10 protein-coding genes, 1 pseudogene and 1 riboswitch are annotated in these 16731 nt (G+C 61.5%); of the genes and pseudogenes, 5 read left to right on the forward strand and 6 right to left on the reverse strand.

The features are described 5' to 3' along the window. Positions 1-127: 127 nt before the first annotated feature. Together LJ738_RS04140 and LJ738_RS04145 are read left to right on the forward strand one after the other, a co-directional pair. Complete coding sequence (locus tag LJ738_RS04140; RefSeq protein ID WP_227785050.1) at positions 128-1612, forward strand: SDR family oxidoreductase; 1485 nt, start codon at positions 128-130, stop codon at positions 1610-1612. Between the two features lie 511 nt (positions 1613-2123). After that, positions 2124-3980, forward strand: coding sequence for a prolipoprotein diacylglyceryl transferase family protein (locus LJ738_RS04145; RefSeq protein WP_227785051.1), 1857 nt, complete (start codon positions 2124-2126; stop codon positions 3978-3980). A gap of 15 nt (positions 3981-3995) precedes the next feature. Here the strand turns inward: LJ738_RS04145 and LJ738_RS04150 are convergent, their stop codons facing one another. Both LJ738_RS04150 and LJ738_RS04155 read right to left on the reverse strand, forming a co-directional pair. Continuing rightward, entirely contained in the window at positions 3996-6581 is a 2586-nt protein-coding gene (locus LJ738_RS04150; RefSeq protein ID WP_227785052.1) for a type IA DNA topoisomerase, read from the reverse strand. Positions 6582-6835: 254 nt separating this feature from the next. Beyond that, the gene (locus LJ738_RS04155) at positions 6836-7564 is read right to left on the reverse strand and encodes a hypothetical protein (protein ID WP_227785053.1); all 729 of its coding nucleotides are present in this window, start codon (positions 7562-7564) and stop codon (positions 6836-6838) included. A gap of 347 nt (positions 7565-7911) precedes the next feature. Here LJ738_RS04155 and LJ738_RS04160 point away from each other — a divergent pair, with 347 nt between their 5' ends. The 3 genes and pseudogenes from LJ738_RS04160 to LJ738_RS21585 form a co-directional block, all read left to right on the forward strand. Next, positions 7912-8391, forward strand: a complete 480-nt coding sequence (locus LJ738_RS04160) for a general stress protein (RefSeq protein WP_227785054.1) — start codon at positions 7912-7914, stop codon at positions 8389-8391. Between the two features lie 298 nt (positions 8392-8689). Then, positions 8690-9169, forward strand: a complete 480-nt coding sequence (locus tag LJ738_RS04165; RefSeq protein ID WP_227785055.1) for a YsnF/AvaK domain-containing protein — start codon at positions 8690-8692, stop codon at positions 9167-9169. A gap of 500 nt (positions 9170-9669) precedes the next feature. Beyond that, positions 9670-10014, forward strand: a pseudogene (locus LJ738_RS21585) (YsnF/AvaK domain-containing protein); the annotation flags it as partial. A 203-nt stretch (positions 10015-10217) separates the two neighbouring features. On the opposite strand, the gene LJ738_RS04175 reads toward LJ738_RS21585, so the two are convergent. The 4 genes from LJ738_RS04175 to LJ738_RS04190 form a co-directional block, all read right to left on the reverse strand. Beyond that, on the reverse strand, positions 10218-11693 hold the full coding sequence (locus LJ738_RS04175) for an amino acid permease (RefSeq protein ID WP_227785057.1): 1476 nt from the start codon (positions 11691-11693) through the stop codon (positions 10218-10220). Between the two features lie 195 nt (positions 11694-11888). Beyond that, positions 11889-12908, reverse strand: coding sequence for an LLM class flavin-dependent oxidoreductase (locus LJ738_RS04180; protein ID WP_227785058.1), 1020 nt, complete (start codon positions 12906-12908; stop codon positions 11889-11891). A 3-nt stretch (positions 12909-12911) separates the two neighbouring features. Further along, complete coding sequence (locus LJ738_RS04185; RefSeq protein WP_227785059.1) at positions 12912-13940, reverse strand: ATP-grasp domain-containing protein; 1029 nt, start codon at positions 13938-13940, stop codon at positions 12912-12914. Positions 13941-14393: 453 nt separating this feature from the next. Continuing rightward, a riboswitch (SAM riboswitch) is annotated at positions 14394-14486 on the reverse strand. A 173-nt stretch (positions 14487-14659) separates the two neighbouring features. Beyond that, positions 14660-16624 carry a TonB-dependent receptor plug domain-containing protein gene (locus LJ738_RS04190; RefSeq protein WP_227785060.1) on the reverse strand — a complete coding sequence of 655 codons (1965 nt, stop codon included), beginning with the start codon at positions 16622-16624 and terminating at the stop codon, positions 14660-14662. Positions 16625-16731: the final 107 nt, after the last annotated feature.

A 16731-nucleotide genomic window follows, 5' to 3' on the forward strand; every position in this document is an offset into this window, starting at 1 on the left:
TAGTCATATTTAGCTGGCAACGAACAACACAGTGCCCTCATTAGTATTCTAAAGGTCGTGCCTTGGCAAGCCGGGCAGCACGGCCGGCTTCACCAGGAAGTACCCGCCCTGACGTCCCCACTGCCGCATGAAAATCCTCCTCACCGGCGCCACCGGCTACATTGGCCAGCGCCTGCTGCCGCTTTTGGCCACAGCCGGCCACGATGTAGTGTGTCTGGTGCGCGACCCGCGCCGCTTTGTGTTGGCCGACGTACTGCCCGCCGCCTTGCACGCGCGGGTGCAGGTAGCCAGCGGCGACCTGCTCCGGCCAGCCACGCTGGCTACCCTTCCCACCGACCTCGACGCCGCCTACTACCTCGTGCACTCCATGAGCGGGCACAGCGAAGACTTCTTCAACCTGGAGCAGCAGTCGGCCGCGAACTTCGTGGCGTACCTGAACACGACCACCGCCCGGCAGGTCATCTACCTCTCCGGCATTGCCAACGACGAGGGCCTGAGCGTGCACCTGCGCTCCCGCCGGGCCGTAGAAACGGTGCTCGGCAAGGCCAGTCCAGCTCAGCTCACGGTACTGCGGGCCAGCATCATTATCGGCTCGGGTTCGGCATCGTTTGAGATAATCCGCGACCTGGTGGAGAAGCTGCCCGTGATGATAACGCCGCGGTGGCTCAACTCTCGTTGTCAGCCTATTGGCATCCGTGACATCATGTTTTACTTGACGTCGGTACTGGACAACCCGGCATGCTTTGGCAAAGGCTTTGATGTAGGCGGCCCCGACATCCTTACCTACCGCGAAATGCTGCTGGGGCTGGCCGCCGAGCGGGGATATAAGCGCTGGATATTCACGGTGCCCGTGCTCACGCCGCGGCTCTCCTCGTGGTGGCTGTACCTGGTCACGAGCACCACGTTTTCCCTGGCCCAGAGCCTGGTCGAAAGCCTGCGGAACGACACCGTGTGCGACCCGGCCAAGAGCATCAATGCGGTGATTCCGCACGAGTGCATGAGCTACCGGGCGGCGCTGGCCCTGGCGTTTCAGCGCATCGAACAAAACGAAGTGGTGAGCAGCTGGAGCGATGCACTGAGTTCGGGCACGATGCGCAAGAACTATATGGACGCCATCCAGATTCCGAAGAACGGCATGTTCTTCGACCGCCAGGTGCTGCCCTTCACGCGGCCCGTGTCGGAAGTGCTCGACAACATCTGGAGCATCGGCGGTGAGCGGGGTTGGTACAAAACCGACTGGCTCTGGCGCCTGCGCGGCCTGATGGACAAAGCCGTGGGGGGCGTGGGCCTGCGCCGGGGCCGCCGCTCGCCCAACCAATTGCGGCCCGGCGACCCCCTCGACTTCTGGCGGGTGCTGGTGGCCGACCGCGACGGCCGGCGGCTCCTCCTCTATGCCGAAATGAAGCTGCCCGGCGAAGCGTGGCTGCAGTTCCGCATCCTGGACCAGCCCAACGGCGGCCACGCCGTTGAGCAGCTCGCCGCGTTCCGCCCTCTGGGCCTGGCCGGGCGCCTGTACTGGTACTTGATGCTGCCGTTTCATGGCGTCATCTTCAAGGGCATGCTCGAGAACCTGGTGCATTTTGGCGAGGCAACACCGGTGGCTTCAAAGTGACCAGGGCTCCTAACAACTACAAAGTATAGCCTTGCTGTAATGTCCCTTATTCACCAAGTGTCATTCTGTGTTGTAGCGCGTTAACTACAGTATCCTTTCAATAACAAAGTCTGGGTTACGCACAATTTGTAGTAGCCCCGGGTGGTAAGTGGAAGTACCTTGCTTCACTCTCTACTTATTCCAACCCTGGATGCCCCAGCTAATGCTGCGCCTGGCTGTTTCCAGCCCAAACGCCTTACTCTACACCACTTTACTTGCCCGGCTTGGCATAAACGCCAGCCGCTTCGCTTGCCCTGCCGTCAAACCCGAGCCTGGCTCTGGTAGTCGTTCGGATAGGCCGGCATGGACGCTGCCAATGGCCCAGCTTCTATTCAACAGCGGGCTGATAAGCCAAATCAAGGCGTACGAGCAGAAGCATTCCTTTCTGCCGGCGAGTGGCTGCATTAGCGAGGGTGTGATTCCTGAGAAACCAGCGCATGGCTTTGCCAAGCTCATTTAATTCGTTTCGCCCATGACCCTTCCTGACTTGCACGGCTACGACTTCTACACCCCATTTTACCTGCTGGCCACGCTTACCAATGTTTTGCTATTATTGGTGGAAGGCTGGCGGCGCGGCTTTCCGTTGCGGCCCTGGCTGGCCCTGGTGGCGGCTAGTAGCCTGGCGCTCATTCTTGGCACTAAGCTTATTACGCATCCCATTGGCGATTGGGGCGAGCTCCTGATTAGCGACGTGCCCGGCTCCACGGCACGCTCCATTTTGGGCGGCGGCCTGGCGGCTGCGCTCACGGTGGCGGCGCTCCGGCGTTGGCTTGGCCTGAGCCGGGCCGCTTTGGATGCATTGGCCCTGCCTCTGTGCGGCGCGTTGGTAGTGCAGTGCCTTGGCTGTGTGCTCACGGGCTGCTGCTTTGGGGTGCCTACGGCCAGTGCCTGGGGCCTGCGCTACGCGGCTGGCACCCTGCCGTGGGTGGTGCAGGTGCAGGCGGGGCTGCTGCCGGCTGGCGCGGCCCATAGCCTGCCGGTGGTACCCACGCAGCTGCTGGCGCTGCTGCTGTGTGCGGCCGTGGGCGGCGTGCTGCTGGCTACCCGGCGTCGGCAGTGGCCCGTAGGCTCGTGGCTACTGCTGCAAACGGGCCTGCTGCTGCTGGGGCGCGCGGGGCAGGCCATTTGGCGGGACCCCGCCGGCGAGCCGGTGGCGGGAACTGTGCAAACCGTACTGGGCGGGCACTGGCTGGGCTTGCAGCTGATATTGCTGCCCATGGGTCTCTTGGCTCTGGGAATCTGGGCATGGCGTGTGCGCCGGTACCGCCCCACTGTGCTGGCGGCCCCGGCAGTGGTTACGACTGTTAATAACTCTGGGCGCCACTTGGCGGTGGTGCTGGCCATGCTGGGCCTCACGGCGTTGCTGGGCCGGCATGCCCTCACGTTCCCCGAGATGCTGGTGGTACGGGCCCTGCTCCTAACGGTGCTGGTGGCCGAAGCCAGCGCCGGGCTGGCCTCCCTGCATGCCCGTGGTCCACGACTGGTAGGACTGCCGGTGAGTTTGCTCCTGGCCGTGATTTTTCTGGTTGGTACCGCGCAGACTTCACCCGAAAAACAACCCCTTGCGGACAGCACCGGCACCACGCGCACCATCACCGTTACGGGCGGAGCGCTGGCGAATCACCACGAAGTAAACCAGGACATTCTTACCAGTAGCTCAGGCTGCAGCGGCCGGCAACGGCTCGCCCTGCAGCAACAAGTAAGTGCCGTGGGCGGCGAAGTAGCCTTTGAAACCGCTCAGGCTTCGGGCAATACCAAAGGCTGGGGCGCCGGCGTATGGGTTGGCCAGCAGCGAATTGACATGCAGCCATTTCCCGACCCCAACGGAAACACCCCCATTGCGTCCCGCGATACCACCATGCGCCGGACCCTGGCCGACCTGCACATCTACCGGGAAGCCCACCGCGAAAATGGCTGGCTCAGTCTCGACTTACGGTTTGGGGTGCATGTGGGGAACCTGGGCTACTTCAGCTACTTCGATGACGGCAACTCCAAGGATGCCACGCCGATAATGCCCGAGGCCATGATTAGGCTGGGAAAGCCGGCGGTGCTCTACGGGCAGGCCGACTTTTGCTACGGCGCCGAAAACGCCCTGGGAGCTTACACCACCCGCCTTGGGTTGGGCTCGGGCCTGGGCATCAGCAATGGGCCGCGCTTGCTCGTTGGCTACGCGCACTCGCCCCATCAGCCCACTCCCAGCCTGGGCTTTGTCAGCGCCTTGCTGCGCCTGCCTGGCCGCACCGGCTTTAGCCTGGAACCGTACTACGCCACCGACCTCGGCCGCCACAATAGCCTCAGCCTGAAGCTCAACTACCAATTCAAGCGCTAGCCTTGTGGGCTCGGCTTAGGCGAACACCGGCACCACGCGCCCTTCCTCCACCTTCAGCGCGGCATCGTACTTCTTCCCCGTTTTGGCGGAGATGAAGCCTTTGATAACACTGGTTTCGCCGCGGCGCAGCAGCAGCTTGAGCTGGGTTTCGGTGAGCGCCTTGCCGCCCCACTCGAAGGCCACCCGGAACTGGCAGTCCTCCCGGAAGCGCGAGCAGCCGTAGGCCGCTTTGCCCTTGAGCATGGTGCCGAGCTTGCACACCGGGCACGGAATCTGACCAGAGTCGGGAGCGGCCCCGGGCTTGCTTTCGGCTACAAGCAGCAGCGTGGGTTGGAAGGCCGTATCGAGCCCAATGGCGGCATCGAACTTCTGGCCATCGGCGCCCACAAAGCCTTTCATGATGGGCGTCCGGCCTTTGGCAAGCAGGGCTTTCACTTGCGGGTCGCTCAGCTTCTTGCCGTGCACTTCGGCGGGCAGGCGGAACGTGCAGCCTTCCCGGAAACGGGCGCAGCCGAAAGCAGTTTTGCCGCGCAGCACGTGCCCGGTTTTGCACATCGGACAGTAGCCCAAGCCGTTGCCGCTGGTGGTACCCGCGGGGTTGGCAGTTTTCGCGGCCTTGGTTCCGGTGAGGCCGGCGGGCACTTTGTTGCCCGCGGCCGCGGCGCCATTGGCCGGGCCCTGGCTCATGGCCAGTTCCGCACTGCCGGACGTGACCATGCGCCCGCGGCCGTCGGTTTTCACTTCCTGCACCATTTCGCGCACCAGCCCGGTGAGTTCGGCCAGAAACTGCTCCGACGACAGTTCGCCCTTCTCAATCTGGCGCAGCTTCCGCTCCCACTGGCCCGTGAGCTCCGCCGATTTCAGCGTGGGGTTGCGAATCAGCCCAATTAGCTCAACTCCCGTGGGGGTAGGCAACAGGCGCTTTTTCTCGCGCCGGATGTAGTTGCGCTTGAACAGGGTTTCGATGATGGCAGCGCGGGTGCTGGGGCGCCCGATGCCATTTTCCTTCATGGCCTGCCGCAGCTCTTCGTCGTCGATGTTGCGGCCGGCAGTTTCCATGCCGCGCAGCAGGCTGGCTTCGGTGTAATCCTTGGGCGGCTGGGTGACTTTGCTGTCGAGGCGTGGGTTGTGCGGGCCACTTTCGCCCTTCACGAAGCTGGGCAGCACGGTGCTCACCACGTCTTCCTGCTCCTCGCCACCGGTCTTTGCATTGGGCGCGGGGGCTGGGGTGGGCGCCTGCTGCTCCTCGGGGTTGCCGTACACCACGCGCCAGCCGGGGCTCAGAATCTGGCGGCCGCGCACCCGGAAGGGGCGCTCGGCGGCTTCGGCCAGCACGGTGGTATTGCTCACCTCGCAGTCGGGGTAAAAGGCAGCGATGAAGCGGCGCGTGATGATGTCGTACACGCTGCTTTCCATGCCACCGCCCGGGCCTGCCGCGCCGGTCGGGATGATGGCGTGGTGGTCGGTCACCTTGGCGTTGTTGAACACCTTGGGCGTCTTCGGAATCTTGGTGGCCAGCAGCGGCGCGGTCAAACTCTCGTAGCCAATGCCGCGCAGAATGCCAGGAATTTTAGCATACTGGTCGTCGGGCAGGAAGGTGGTATCGACGCGCGGATAGCTCACGGCCTTCTTTTCGTAGAGCCCCTGCACAATCTTCAGCGTGTCCTCAGCCGACAGCCCCAGTTGGTTGTTGCACTGCACCTGCAAAGATGTCAGGTCGAACAAACGCGGTGGCGACTCCCGGGCCTTTTTGATTTCCACGTTGGTGATAACCAGTGGGACAGGCCGCACAGACTCAAGTGCTTCTTGAGCTTCCTGCTCAGTCACAAAGTACCCCAGGGCCCGCAGGCGGGTCTTTTCGTCAGGGGCATCTTCGGCGTCCTTGGCCTGCTTGGGTGGGGCAATGTGGCTGAACATGGTGCCCCGGTATTCGGTGCGCAGCACCCAGTAGGGTTCGGGCTTGAAGTTCTGGATTTCGTGCCAGCGGTCTACCAGCAAAGCGAGCGTAGGGGTCTGCACCCGGCCGATGCTCAGCAGCTGCTTGTCCTGGTAGGTGGTGTACTTGAGCGTGAAAAGACGGGTGGCGTTCAGGCCCAGGAGCCAGTCGCCCACGGCCCGGCTCTTGCCGGCTTGGTACAGTTTGTCGAACTCCTTGCCGTCGCGCAGATTGGCAAAACCCTGGCGGATGGCCTCCTCGGTGAGCGACGAAATCCAGAGGCGCTTCACGGGCTTGCGGCACTTGGCTTCCATCAGCACCCAGCGCTGAATCACCTCCCCTTCCTGCCCGGCGTCGCCGCAGTTGATGACTTCCTCGGCCTCGTCTACCAGTTTCTTAATGGTGTGGAACTGCTTCACCACGCCCTCGTCGCGGCGCATGAGTTTGATGCCGAACGACTCCGGAATCATGGGCAGGTTGTGCAGGCTCCAGCGCTTCCATTCGGGCTGGTAGTCGTCGGGCTCCTTGAGCTGGCAGAAGTGCCCGAACGTCCAGGTGACTTGGTAGCCGTTGCCCTCAAAGTAGCCGTCCATGCGGCGGGTAGCGCCTAGTACGTTGGCAATTTCACGCGCTACACTAGGCTTTTCGGCAATACAAACCTTCACTGATTTCGAGTTGATTTTACGAGGACCACCGAGGGTATTCGGGGTGCAGAATCAACAAAGGTAACCGCGAAAAAGGTCGATTTTAGAGCAGCGAGATGCGCCTAACGGGACAGATGGAATTATCCGCATTTCCCGCCTCAGCTACCCTATATGATAGATGGTCAGCCTGGCCTCGCTCTATACAGCTCAAGCTTCTTTCGCAGCCAGCAAACCTCAATTTCGACTTCTGAAAATTAGCTGGTTTGCTTTGCGGATTACACCACCTCGGCCAACGCCGCCAGTAGCTCGCGGTGAATGGTTTGGGTCAGGTAGCGGGCTTCGTCCACGCGGGAATCGTCGTAGCGCTGGGCTTCTTCGGTATCGGCTGGAGGCGCCAGCTGGCGCAGCTCGGCCAGGGTAGCGAGGCGGGTGAGGGTCTGCTGCACCGGACCGTCGAGGCGGGCGCGCAGGGCCGGCACCAGAGTGGCATCGGCAATGCGAACAACTTGCAGGCGCAACAGCTCCTGGGCCACCAGAGCCAGGTCTTTCAGCAGGAGGCCCTCGGCGGGGCTGAGCTCGCGGCGCTGGCGGTCCAGTACGCACAGGCTCCCCACGGCCAGGCCGTCGGGGGTGCGCAGGGCCTGCCCGGCGTAGAAGCCCAGGTTCATCTGCTGCGCTACGAGCGGGTTGACCAACTCACAAGGCTCGGCCACGATGTCATCAAACACGGTGAGGCCGTCGTTCAGGATAGCCACGGAGCACATGCTGTCTTCGCGGTTCACCACCAGGGCTTCCGGTAGGCCCGCATTGCCAATGAATACCACATCGGCGGCGCGTACCAACGACACCAGCGCAATGGGCATGTCGAAGAGCTTGGCCACCACACTCACAAAGTCGTTGAACAGCTCCTGGCCTGGCGTGCCCAGCACCTGGTAGGGCTGCAACGCCTCCATGCGCTCGTGTTCGTAAGAGGGAATAAGGCCGGGGTATTTTATCGTATCCATAGTAAGCGGGCGAACCGAATGCACCATTGTCATGCTTTTAGCATAATGCATCCAGTAGAACCACAAAAGTACACCGCTCTTGCGCAAGCGGCAGGCACCGTTCGGGCAATTGAATATTAAAATCATTCATTGCTACTACCCCAATCCTTATTTGAGGCCAAAAGTTTTCAACCCGCCTCTCCCCTATCTAAACTTGGCGAGGCGCAGCTCAACTAGCGGCTCCGGAAGCATGCGTACTTCCTGCAGTTTAATACTTTGCTATCAGAGCATGGCCATTAGTTTCACGCCCGGCGCGTAAAACCGAGCGCAACCCCAGCCGTAAACCAAGGCTCATCCATTTCCTCGTCATGGCCCGAATTGTCGTTGGTTTATTCACTAGCACCCTCGAAGCGCAGGCTGCCCTCGAGCAGCTGCTGGCGGCTGGTTTCGAGCGCAGTCAGCTCAACCTGGCCACCCAGGACACTTTGCGAGCCCAGCACCTGACATCCGACACTGCTACTCCTACCGAATCGGTTGAGGACGGCATTGTCCGGTTTTTCACCGACCTCTTTGCGGGCAATGAGAACGCCGATGCTCAGGCACACATCGCCGCATCCGGGCCCGACACCGCCGTGCTGACCGTGAATGCTGCCACCGATGAGGAGGCAGGGCGGGCACGCACCGCCCTCAACGCAAACGGCGCCATCGACGTGTATCGGCAGGCGCAAAGCCCTGGCAACGCAGCCGCCGGCAGCACCGTCGAGGATGACATTGTGGACCTGGAAGGCAGCCTTTCCCGCGTGCGCGACGACGATGAGCTGGATGCCAATGGACTCACTACGCACTAGGCGAAGACTGGCAAGAGTAATTAAAGTGAGCCCTAGCCGTGGGCGAAGTCCTGACACGAACAGCAATAAATCTTTAATAAGATTTTGCACTTCCTGAGCTGCTCAACCCCGGCAAGCAAGGCCAGCCACTACTCGACTTTAAGCATGCCAACCTTCTGAATTGCAATCGTCACAATTGGCTGCCTCATCTCAGACCGCAAATCGCATTGCACTTCTTAGCGCAAGCCGCCGCTGGCCTTGCAGGGGCTTGGCCATTTGGCAAAATCAACCCCTTTCTGCTACGACCGTATTCTACGCCATGTCTCCAAACGACCCCGAATTCCTCCCCTCGTCGGCTACGCCCGAGTTCCTGCCCCGGACCATTCCGGTCATCGAAGAAGTAGCCCACATCGAGAAAGAAGTGGTCGAAACGGGCACCGTCACCGTGCGCAAAACGGTGCACAATGAAACCCAAACCGTGAACGTGCCCACCAAGCACGAGCAGGTATCGGTAGAGCACGTGCCTGTGAATCAATATGTGGAGGTGATACCTCCCGTGCGCCACGAAGGCGATACCATGATAATTCCGGTGTTCCGCGAAGAAGTGGTGGTGACTACCCGCATCCTGCTCGTGGAGGAAGTGCACGTGCGGAAGCAGGTAGTTACCACCAATACCGCGCACCAAGTTGAGCTACGCCGCGAGGTCGTCACGGCCGAGCGAGTAGCAGCACCAGCCCCCGGTCCGGCTGGCCCAGCGGCAGCAACTCCCGGAGCTCCCACTAGCTCCCTCCCCTCCTAGCCTTCCCATTCCTTTTCCTTCCTTTCCACATTTTTAGTTAGTTACTTATGGCCCAACAAACAGTAGTAGGCTTGTTCAATAGCGCTTCAGAAGCCCAGCAAGTCGTTCAGAAACTTATGTCCGCCGGTTTTGTAAGCAGCAACGTGGACGTAGCCGCCCAAGACGCCCAAAATGCCCAGCGCATGACCGCAGGTAGCACCGGCACCAGCAATAACGACCCTTCCGATTTCCAGAATACCAGCGGCACGGCCGTTGAAGGCGCCGCCGATGCGACCAGCCGCGCGGCCGGCAAGGCCGAAGACGGCATCAGTCGGTTCTTCAGTAACCTGTTTGGCACCGACCACCAAGACACCCACGCCTACACCAACGCCACCCGCAGCGGCCGCTCGGTAGTAACGGTGCACGCCGCCTCATCGGAAGAAGCCGAGCGCGCCCGTGACATCATGGACGGCAACGGCGCCATCGACGTGCGCGACCAAGCCACCGCCCAAGGCTACGGCATGACCGGCACCCAGGGCAACGCCGCCAACACCGGCACTACCCAAACCGCCACGGGCCAGCAAACCGGTTCGGTGCCCATCATCGAAGAAAACCTGCAGGTGGGCAAGCGCGTGGAGCAAACCGGCGGTGCCCGCATCCGCAGTCGCATCATTGAAAAGCCTGTAGAAGAGCATGTACGCCTACGCGAAGAGCACGTAAACGTGCAGCGCCGCGACGTGAACCGCCCCGCCACCGAAGCCGATTTCGCGGCCTTCAAAGAAGGTGAAATCAAAGTAACCGAGCAGGCCGAGCGCGCCGTGGTATCCAAAGAAGCCCGCGTGGTGGGCGAAGTCAACATTGGCAAAGAGGTGACCGAGCGCGACGAAACCGTGCGTACCACCGTGCGCAAAACCGACGTTGACGTGCAACAGCTCGGCGCCAACGACGCCCGCACCGGCAACGCCAACATGGACAATGACAACCGCACCAACCGTTAACCTACCTTAACGGTCATAAAAAAAGGCAGCTGAGCAATCAGCTGCCTTTTTTATGACCGTTGGGCCCGGAGTTACGCCACCGCTTTGGGAGGAACTTGAGCGGCTGCTTCTTGGGCCAGCCGCAGCTTGCTATGCTTTTTGCCGTAGCCATAGTATATCGCCAGCCCAATGGCCAGCCACACTATCAGGCGCAGCCAGGTTTCGCCGGGCAGCGAAAACATCATCACCAGGCACACGATAATGCCCAGGATGGGCACCACCGGCACCCATGGCGTGCGGAAACTGCGCGGCGCGTTGGGGTTGGTGCGGCGCAGGATGAGCACGCCCAGGCACACCATCACAAAGGCTAGCAAGGTGCCGATGCTCGTCATTTCGCCTACCACGGCGATGGGCACAAAGCCGGCAAACAAGGCAATGAACAGCCCCAGCAGCAGGCTCGACTGAAACGGCGTGTTGAAGCGCGGGTGCACCTTGGAAAACACCGGCGGCAGCAGCCCATCCTTCGACATGGAGAAAAATACCCGCGACTGCCCCAGCAAATCCACAAGAATGACGGAGGTGTAGCCGATAAGAATAGCCAGAATCACGGCCGAGCTGAGCCAGGCGTAGGGCGTCTTTTCAATGGCAATGGCCACGGGCGCCGCGCTGTTTTTGAACTCGGTGTAGTTGGCCACCCCCGTAAGTACGTGGCCGAAGAGCACAAACAACACTGTGCACACCGCCAGCGAGCCCAGGATGCCGATGGGCATGTTGCGCTGCGGGTTCTTGGTTTCTTGCGCCATGGTGGCTACGATGTCGAAGCCGATGAACACGAAGAAAATGACGCCGGCGCCGCGCAAAATGCCACTCAGGCCGAACTCGCCAAACACGCCCGTATTGGCCGGAATATAGGGTTGGTAGTTGGCCGGGTCGATGTATTTCCAGCCCAACGCAATGAACACCAGCACCACGGCCACCTTCAGGGCCACTACCAGCGCATTGAACCACGCCGAGCCCTTGGTGCCCCGCGTGACGATGGCCGTGATAGCCAGCACAATGAGCATGGCCGGCACGTTGACAAAGCCCGACACCACCGAGCCATCGGCCAGCGTGGCTTTCTCGAAAGGCGACATCACCAGTTGAGCTGGAATGTGCAGCCCGTATTTGCCCAGGAACTTGATGAGGTACTGCGACCAGCTGATAGCTACCGTGGCCGCCCCTACTGAGTATTCCAATATCAGGTCCCACCCGATTATCCATGCGAACAGCTCGCCCATGGTGGCGTACGAATAGGTGTAGGCACTGCCCGAAACGGGCACCAGGGACGCAAACTCGGCGTAGCAGAGCGCCGAGAAAGCACAGCCCACTGCAGCCACAATAAAGGAGAGTGTAACGGCGGGCCCGGCATTATTGGCCGCGGCAATGCCCGTGAGTGAAAACAGGCCGGCGCCGATGATAACCCCGATGCCAATGGCAATGAGGCTGATGCCGTTGAGGCTGCGTTTGAGGGTGTTGGCCCCCGTTTCGGCCGCTTCCAATCGAAGCAGCTCCAGTGATTTTTTTAACATGTAATTCGTGAGTACGCGCCATAGGCACGTTAAGTACTAATGCGCATTAATGCGCCTAAAGAACCGTCATGCTGAGCGCAGCCGAAGCATCTCGCTGGCAGTAGTAACTCAATCGTGAGAATTACTTGCACAAGCGAGATGCTTCGGCTGCGCTCAGCATGACGTGCTGGTGTTTGGCAATCCGAAATTGCCGGACTACGCTAAAACTTGAATCACCGACTCGGAGAACCGCTCCATCTCCTCGAGCTGCGGGCTGGCCTGCAGCAGGAAGAAGTCCACGCCTACTTCTTCAAAGGCGCCGATGCGGTCCTGAATCTGGGCCGGCGTGCCGGTGAGGCCGGTGCGCAGACCCCGGTTCGACACCGAGTAATCGTGCAGCGACACCTGCTGCTCGAGCTGGGTGCCGGCCAGCCACTGCTGGTAGTTACCGTAGCCCGCGGCTGACGCCTTCACGTTGGTGATGCGGTCGAGTTCCTTCTTCACGTCCTGGTCGTTGTCGCGCACGATGGTGTAGCCGGCCACGCCAAACTTCATGGGCGGCAGGCCTTTCTGCTCGCGGCGGCGGCGCATGTCGGCAATGCGGGTGCCAATCTGCTCGGGCGAGTCGCCGTGCATCACGTAGCCGTCGCACTGGGTCGATATCAGGTCCTTGGCTGCTTCCGATTCGCCGCCGGCGTACAGGAAGGGCGCCTTGGTGGGCTTGGGTTGCAGCACGTTATCAGCCACCTGGTAGTACTTGCCGTCGTAGCTGAAATGGTCCTGCTTCCACACATTGGTCACCACATCGAGCCACTCGCGGGTGCGGGCGTACCGGTCGTCGTGCTGCTCAAAGTGCAGGCCGTACTTGGTGGCCTCGTCGCGCCACCAGCTCGACACCACGTTCAGCGACAGCCGGCCGGGCGCAATCAGGTCGATGTTGGCGGCCTGCTTGGCCAGCTGCGCGGGGTTGTGAAAGGTGGGGCGCACGGCCACCATGATTTCCAGCTGCTCGGTCACGGCAGCCAGTGCGGCAGCGGTGCTCCAGGCTTCCAGCGAAGGTGCTTCCTGGCCTTTGATGTCGTTGAGGTACAGCTCGGCGATGAGCGTGAGGTCGTAGCCGAGGGCCTCGCTGCGCTGCGCCAGTTTCTTGACGTAGCTCCAGTCGGTGGGCATCTGCTCGTCTTCCACGTTGCGCAGCCAGCCCCCAAAAATGGGCATCCAATATCCGAATTTCATGGCTTAGTGTATTGATTCCGTGACGAGTTGTTGAGCTGATGCGGCCGTAGTTGCAGCGGGTTGGGCCAGTGTGCCGTTACCGGGAAGCTGGGTTTCCAGGTAGTCCACGAAGCGGGCGTAGGGGTCGAAGCCCACCACGTTCACGGCGTCGGCCACGAAGTTGGACAGGGCGTTGATGTCGTAGAACAGCACGTCGCCGGTGCGGTCGTCGATGAGGTATTCGATGCCGCCCACGTCGATTTTGGCGGCGGCCACGATGCGCTCCACGGCCGCAATCACGTCGGCGGGCGGCGTGAAGGCTTCCACCTGAATGCCCTTCTTGGGCGCTTCGGTCAGGCAGAATTCGGCCGACTGCTCCTCCGGAATCTGGCAGATTTCGGCCGGGCACAGGTTGAAGCTCTCGCCGGTGGTGAACACCTTCATGGCATAGAGAAACTTGCCATCCAGCGTTTCCACGCGGTGGATGTTGCCGCCGCGGGGCGTTACATATTCCTGCACCAACGCGGTTTGGTCGATGCCCAGGTCAATCTGATTGTTGTCGACTGCCGCTTGCAGGCCTTCCAGCGTGTCGAAGCGGATGATGCCCGCGCCGCTGCCGCCAATGTTCACCTTCACCACGATGGGGAAGCGCAGTTGCTTAGCCGCATCCACCGCCCGCGAGGCGTGGTTTATCACAAACGACTTCGGGTATTTCAGCCCCAGCGACTCAAATAGCGAGAGTTGGCGGGCCTTGTTGGTTTCAATGGCCGTGGCCGCCGAACCGTTGATAATGCGCGTGCCGATGCGCTCGAGGTGCGTCGCGTAGCCTGCCGTATGGAAAATGCCCTGCCCGTGCCCACGCAGATAGGCCGAGGAGCTCATCCGGTTCACTACCAAGCTGTAGCCACTCTCCTTTTCGGAGGGGTCGAAGAGGTGGTGGGCGGCGTCAATTTTCTCGTAGGCTAGCCCACGGCGGTCCAGCTCCGTAAAGAGTGGCTTAAACCATTCAGGGTGCTCGAAGTAAATACCAATGGGCTTTTGGTTCAGCGACATATCAAAAGAGTTAGTTGAAATAAACGTAGTGAGAGCAGCAGCCTGCAACCAGATTGAGCTGGGCTGCGGCTACAAAAAATCCAGTAAAAGCGAGGGATGATGGGCCCGAAGAGCCTTCCATTCGGGGCAGGCGAACCCTGTGCCGGCGCTTGCCCAATTGGGCCACAACAGCGCAGGCAGTTCGACACGAAGCCGGCTTCGCGCACAGCGAAGCAGCAAGCAGCAACCCAGAAAAAGAGGAAATGAACGCCGCGGGGCGGCAGCACACGGCACACGCAGGCTCCCAGCCTGCGCTACCGCCTACCTACCCGCGAAGAAACGCTCCGGGTAGGCTGGCTAAGCCATACAACAACAGCAACAACAGCCCATGCCAGCCCAACGCATGACAGCGAGGCGAGCAGTAACAGCAGCAATCGGAAGGGGGAGGTTGTTGGCAGCGTCCACGGCAACTTGTTTTTATATGGTCAGGAATTGGCACCTTGCCCGCGGTTGCGGATGGTTGCCGGCGCTTCATTGAGCCTGTCTCTCAGCGCCTCTGTATAAAAACAATCCTTTAGGGAGAAAGAATTGATACGGCAAAGATACAGCGAAGCCCCCGATATGTTCCAAATCGGGGGCTTCAATTGTAAAAAGTACTGGTAGGAACGCGCCTTGGCGCGTTCGGCGTCAGAACGGCGGCTTCAGCATCGTTCAACGATTGAACGCGCCTCGGCGCGTTCCTACCGCTGCAGGGCCAGCCGCAGGCCGCCCATCAGCCAACGGGTGGGCATCTGGGCGCCCAGTAGGTCGGAGTACTGCTCGTTGAACAGGTTTTGCACCTGCCCCGTGAGCCACAGTTTCTTGGGCAGCAGCGCTACTTCCAGGCGGGCATTGAACACCACGTATTCGGCGGCCTGGCTCCGGCTGATGGCGGCCACGGCGGCGCTATTGCGCTGTTTCCACAGGCCGCTCAGGCTGCCGTTTACGCGGTGGGAAGTAATGCCGACCGTGCCCGAAATAACCTGGCGGGCAATGTTGGCCAGGTACTGCGAGGCAATGTTCTCATTGTTGGTAACCCGCACGTTGGTGTAGCCTACGCTGCCATCGAAGCGGGTTTTGGGGGTGAAAGCATGGGCCCAGCTTAACTCCGTTTCCAGCCCCTGGGTGGTCACCTCAAACAGGTTCTGGGCGAAACGGTAGGTGCGGGAGCCGGACAGGTTGGTGAGCCCCGTCACGTAGTAAATGTGCTCGCCGGAGTCGGGCACGTAGTCTATCTGGTTGTTGCCCTTGCGCACGAAATAGGTGGCCTTGGCCGTAAGGCCTGGCAGCGGGCGCACGTCGGCCCCAAGCTCGTAGTTTACCGTGCGCTCAGCTTCCAGAGCGGGGTTACCCACGTTGAAGCCGTTGGGCACAATGCCGGCCCGGCCATTGGAGGTGTAGCGCTCCGTAAAATCGGGGGCCCGGATGGCCCGACCCACGGCGCCGCGCACGGTCAGCACCTCGCCTATCTGCTGGCTGATGTTGAGCTGCGGCACCAGCTCGGTGCCGTAGGCCTGGTCGTGGTCGAGGCGCAGGCCGCCGGTGAGGGCGAGGCTGGGCGTGGGCGTGAGGGCCACCACGCCAAACGCGGCGTAGTGCCACTGCGCGTGGGTGCCCCGGTCGTTGCTGACCACGGCCCGGCGGTCGGCCTGCCCACCCAGGGTGGCGCGCACCTTGTCGGAAAACTGCTGCTGGTGGCTCAGCAGCACGTTGGTGTAGTGCGTGAGGTGGTCGCTGGCCGCCGACGTGGGCGTGAACACATAGTAATCGGTGCTGCGGCTGGCCGATACCTGCGCCTCGGTGCGGCTGCGCTCGTTGTGCTGGTAGCGCAGTTGGCCCTGGTACCAGTCGCGGTTGGTGGTTTCGCGGGCCTGGTCGGTGGGATTAGTGGTGTAGAAATACTGGGCGCTGTAGTCGCGGCGGTCGAAGCTGCCGCGGGCGGCCAGGCTGAGCTTGGGGGCCAGTTCGTAAGCAGCGGAGAGCGAATACGTTTTCAGGTTGGCGTCGCTGCGCAGGGTGCTGGGGTAGTCGCGCGGCTGGCCGTCGGTGGTGTTCAGCAGGATGCCGCCGCCCAAGCGCAGCTTGTCCTTGGCCAGGAAGCCGCCGGTGTTGGTGTGCCACAGGTTCCACTCGCCGCGCATGGTGGTGCTGGTGAGCTCCGCTTCGTTGCGGCGCTCGGTGGCGGCAAAGGTCTTGGTCACGATGTTAATGACGCCGCCCACGGCATCGGGGCCGTAGAGGGCCGCACCGGCCCCGCGGATGATTTCAATCTGCTCAATTTCGGCGGGGGTGATGGGCAGGTAGGCACCGAAGTGGCCCGAAAGCGGGTCGTTGAGCCGCATGCCGTCCAGCAGGAAAAGCACCTGGTTGAAGGTGCTGCCGCGCAGGCTCACGTCGGCCTGGGCCCCGAAGCTGCCGCGGCTCTGCACCTCCAGCGCGGGCAGGCAGCGCAGCAAATCGTCGAGGGAATTGACGGGGTACCGCGCCACGCTGGCCCCGGAAATCACCGTCACGGCGTGGCCGGTCTGGTTCACGGGCTGGCTCAGGCGCGAGGCATACACCGTCACTTCACGCAGCGCACGGCTGCTGTCGGCGGGCGTCTGGGCCAGGGCGTTGAGCGTGGGAATGGCGAGAAAAAGCGGCGTGAGGCTACTGAAACGAAACATTGGGAAATGGTGAATTCGGCCACAAACTTACGCGCCGGCTTGGGCTGGCCGCCGAAACAGGATTTGCGGCATGGTGGGCGGTGGCTCACCAATTACATTCGTGGCTG

It is taken from the genome of Hymenobacter plasmatis (genome assembly GCF_020711255.1).
Lineage (GTDB): Bacteria > Bacteroidota > Bacteroidia > Cytophagales > Hymenobacteraceae > Hymenobacter.